Raw genomic sequence first — 3,383 nt, 5'->3', positions numbered from 1 at the left:
TCCCGATAGTTGTCCCAGCGTTCTTCGGCAAGCTGGACGGCGATGCGGGCCAGCTGCTTTACAATGCCGTCCCTGCCGGGAACTTCAAACCTCGATTCCAGGGCCGTCGTGACAGACGGTTCATGCTTGCGCCCGTATTGCCACAAGTCCGGGTAGAGAGCGCCTTTCTTCTCGCCGGTGTCCGTGACGTCGAACACAAACCGGACGTATGGCTCGCTGCCCGAATAGCTGACCAGGCCGATTCCCGTAGTACCCCGCCAGACATACCGGCGCATACGCTTTTTCCAGAGGTCATACTCGGCGCAGGCAATGGCGTCCGGCCTCTGGGCGAAAATCATGGCTTGTTCCAGAAACTCATACTTGTATACACGGCCTGCGGTCACAAGGAACTCCGTCCAGATTCGGTAGTCTTTTGTAAGCCGGAGCGTGGCCGCGTCCGCTTTTTCCATGTAGATTTCCAACTTGCTGGGCATCTTGCCGGCATCCTCCTTTCAAGTATTCGGGCAGGTTTTTGCAATAATTTGACCTGCGCCGCCAGCAAGCACCCGCTGCCCTTGCCAAAGGGCAGAAAAAGGGGCGGCTGGAGGAGAAGGGGCTAACTTACAGGCGGATGGACGCATATGGAAAAAATTGCGCAAAATTCGCGGTTCCTCTTGCTTTTTCCGGCTAAAGGTCTATACTANATAAATAAGAAAACTTGGACACCAGCAAATTTGAAAGGAGATTTTTTATGAAATACATCACAGACACAGATAAGGTACTCACGGCTGCTAAAAAGTACGTTGATGCGGCAAAATTGCCGGACGAGAATTCTACTGACGGTGAGTCTTTCATCCGTAGACTAATGCGTGAAACCCCAGACGATTCTAGGTTTGACCTTTTTAGAGATATACAGAGCCTCCTGGATGCTGACGGTCGTGCGATTGCGTTGGCTGCCATTTGGCCATTCTCAGTCACCGGCAACATGGAGCCCTGTGCGGATGGTTATTGCACAAAAGAGGAAATCATAGAATGGTTCGCTTCCTGCAATCCCGAGAAATTGATGGATTCGATTAACTTCAAATTACTTTCGAGGCTGCCTGATGTAATCACTGTCTTTCGTGGTATGAATGGCCTTAGTATAGATGACCTGCGTGACTTAGAGCCTGCCGATGCGGTCTCTTGGACCATAAATCCCATTGTAACTATATTGCATCAAGACGATAGGTTTGGTCTCGATGCTGCCGGAAACGCATATAAAGCCTCTATCAAAAAAGAAGATGTTTTGGCATACTTCTGTAATGCGGATATGGAGATTGTCTTGAATCCGAATAAATTGTTCGACATCAAAGAAATTAACGATGCGGAAGAGATGCTCAGTAATGGTGACCCACTCGATTTGGTGGGCGAACAACTTAGGTGGCAAAGCGAATATGTGAACAACGAAACTTATCGAGAACTTTTTGAAAAGTTGGAACCTTTGGGGCGCGTTAACGAGTTAATTGAAGCAACCATGGACTTTGAGAAGCGCAAGGCACTTGTTAAAGAACTGTTGGGTAAGTTTTTGTAATCGCTTTTCCACCGTGATGCTGTGGAGCAAACGAAAGCTATCCTCCTGAAGCGTTGCAATACCCAAAACACCTGATTGGTTTCCACTTTCGGCAAAAGTAGTAAATTAGTAGTAAATTTGATGGATAAAAGCCCTGGACCCATTGTATTGCAATAGGTCCAGGGCTTTTACTATGTTTTCACATTGGAAAGTCAGTTTGAATTTTGCCGCTATGAGCTTAAAGGCGGTGAGGGTAAGGAATACAAAGACAAGGGCTACTCTGGCAAGAACATTGAGCGCCCCGACTTCCAGCGGCTTCTGCAGGACATCCGGCTGGGCCTGATTAAGCGGGTGATCGTCTACAAGCTGGATCGGATTAGCCGTTCCATCGTGGACTTCGCAAAGCTCATGGAACTGTTCAAGCAGTACGATGTGGAGTTTGTGTCCTGCACAGAAAAGTTTGACACTTCCACACCAATGGGCCGGGCGATGCTCAATATCTGCATTGTCTTTGCCCAGCTTGAACGCGAAAGCATCCAGATGCGTGTGCAGGACGCTTTCTATTCCCGGTGTACCAAAGGCTACTATATGCGGGGGCGGACGCCATACGGTTTTGATACCGAGCCCATCGTCATGGACGGGATCAAGACAAAGAAGCTGGTAGAAAATGCGGAAATGGATTTTGCCGAGCTGATGTATCAAATGTATGCGGAGCCGGGCAATTCCTACGGCGACATATCCCGGTACTTTGCCGAGAACGACATCAAGGTTTATGACAAGTCCCTAAAGCGCGGGTTTATTGCTCAACTGCTGAGAAACCCTGTCTACGTCCAGGCCGATATGGACATCTACGAATACTTCAAGGCCCAGGGCGTAAAAATCGAAAGTCCCCCGGAAATGTTCACAGGGGACAATAGCTGTTATCTCTATCAAGGGCGCGAGGGCGAGGAGCCGATCCTCGTGATTGCTCCCCACCAGGGGCGCATCCCCTCCCAGCTCTGGCTGACTGTTCAGCGCAAGCTCTCACAAAACACGACATTCCAGAATGGCCGGAAATGCCATAACACATGGCTGGCCGGGAAAATCAAGTGCGGGCGCTGTGGTTATGCCCTGGCAAGTTTGAACGCCAGAAACGGTGTTACCTATTTGCGGTGCAAGCAACGGGCAGACAATAAGAGCTGCGAGGGTGCCGGTACGCTGACCGCGCAAAACATGGAGGCGTTTGTCTACGGCGAGATGGTTAAGAAGATGCGAAAATTCCACACGCTGAAAGGCGGTAAGGAACAAAGCTACAATCCGAAGCTGACCGCCGCCCGTGTTGCCCTGGCAAAGACGGAAAGCGAGATCGAGAAACTTCTGGACACTTTGTCCGGCGCTAATCCGCTTCTCCTGCAATACGCAAATACACGTATTGAGGAACTGGATGCGGAACGGCAGAAACAGCTCCGGCTGGTCGCAGACCTCACCGCTAATTCTGTTTCCGCTTCACAGATTGACAGCATTACGGGCTATCTCGATGACTGGGAGTCCGTGAGCTTTGACGATAAGCGCAAGGTGGTTGATATACTCATATCACAGATTGACGCTACCAGTGAGAGTGTTACAATCCACTGGAAAATCTAAAACCTTTTCACTTGGCATTATGCCCTTGTAAAAAATAGTTTAAAAATGTGGTTATACTTACAGCTGATGAATATGGGAACCTTATAACAAGATTGTTGAATTTAGTACGCTCTTTCTTTCCGGACGGTGAGGTTTTCATTGACTCCTTTTTACAAAACAAGAAAACAGAGTAAACCCATGCTTGTTAAACACTGATACCAAGGTAAGGATATGGGGTAGTGTTAAACTATTA

The 3,383-nt window shown here is 48.8% G+C and carries 3 protein-coding genes; 2 read left to right on the top strand and 1 reads right to left on the bottom strand.

All coding sequences use genetic code 11. The features are described from left to right. The coding region (locus tag JX325_RS13925) for a hypothetical protein (RefSeq protein ID WP_204791691.1) at nucleotides 1-473 on the bottom strand (473 nt) is incomplete at its 3' end. Nucleotides 474-730: 257 nt separating this feature from the next. Between JX325_RS13925 and JX325_RS13920 the strand changes: the two genes are divergently transcribed. Both JX325_RS13920 and JX325_RS13915 read left to right on the top strand, forming a co-directional pair. After that, nucleotides 731-1,549, top strand: coding sequence for a hypothetical protein (locus JX325_RS13920; RefSeq protein WP_204791690.1), 819 nt, complete (start codon nucleotides 731-733; stop codon nucleotides 1,547-1,549). 183 nt (nucleotides 1,550-1,732) lie between these two features. Further along, nucleotides 1,733-3,151, top strand: coding sequence for a recombinase family protein (locus tag JX325_RS13915; protein ID WP_204791689.1), 1,419 nt, complete (start codon nucleotides 1,733-1,735; stop codon nucleotides 3,149-3,151). Nucleotides 3,152-3,383 lie beyond the last annotated feature (232 nt).

This window comes from Oscillibacter sp. CU971 (assembly GCF_905219725.1).
Lineage (GTDB): Bacteria > Bacillota > Clostridia > Oscillospirales > Oscillospiraceae > Oscillibacter.
The sequence above is the reverse complement of the archived record's forward strand: the minus strand, read 5'-3'. Positions and strand labels throughout refer to the sequence as shown.

What these genes read in the sequence shown, in the direction of transcription:
- JX325_RS13920 (WP_204791690.1), top strand. Translation starts at nt 731, where the DNA reads ATGAAATACATCACAGACACAGATAAGGTACTCACGGCTGCTAAAAAG.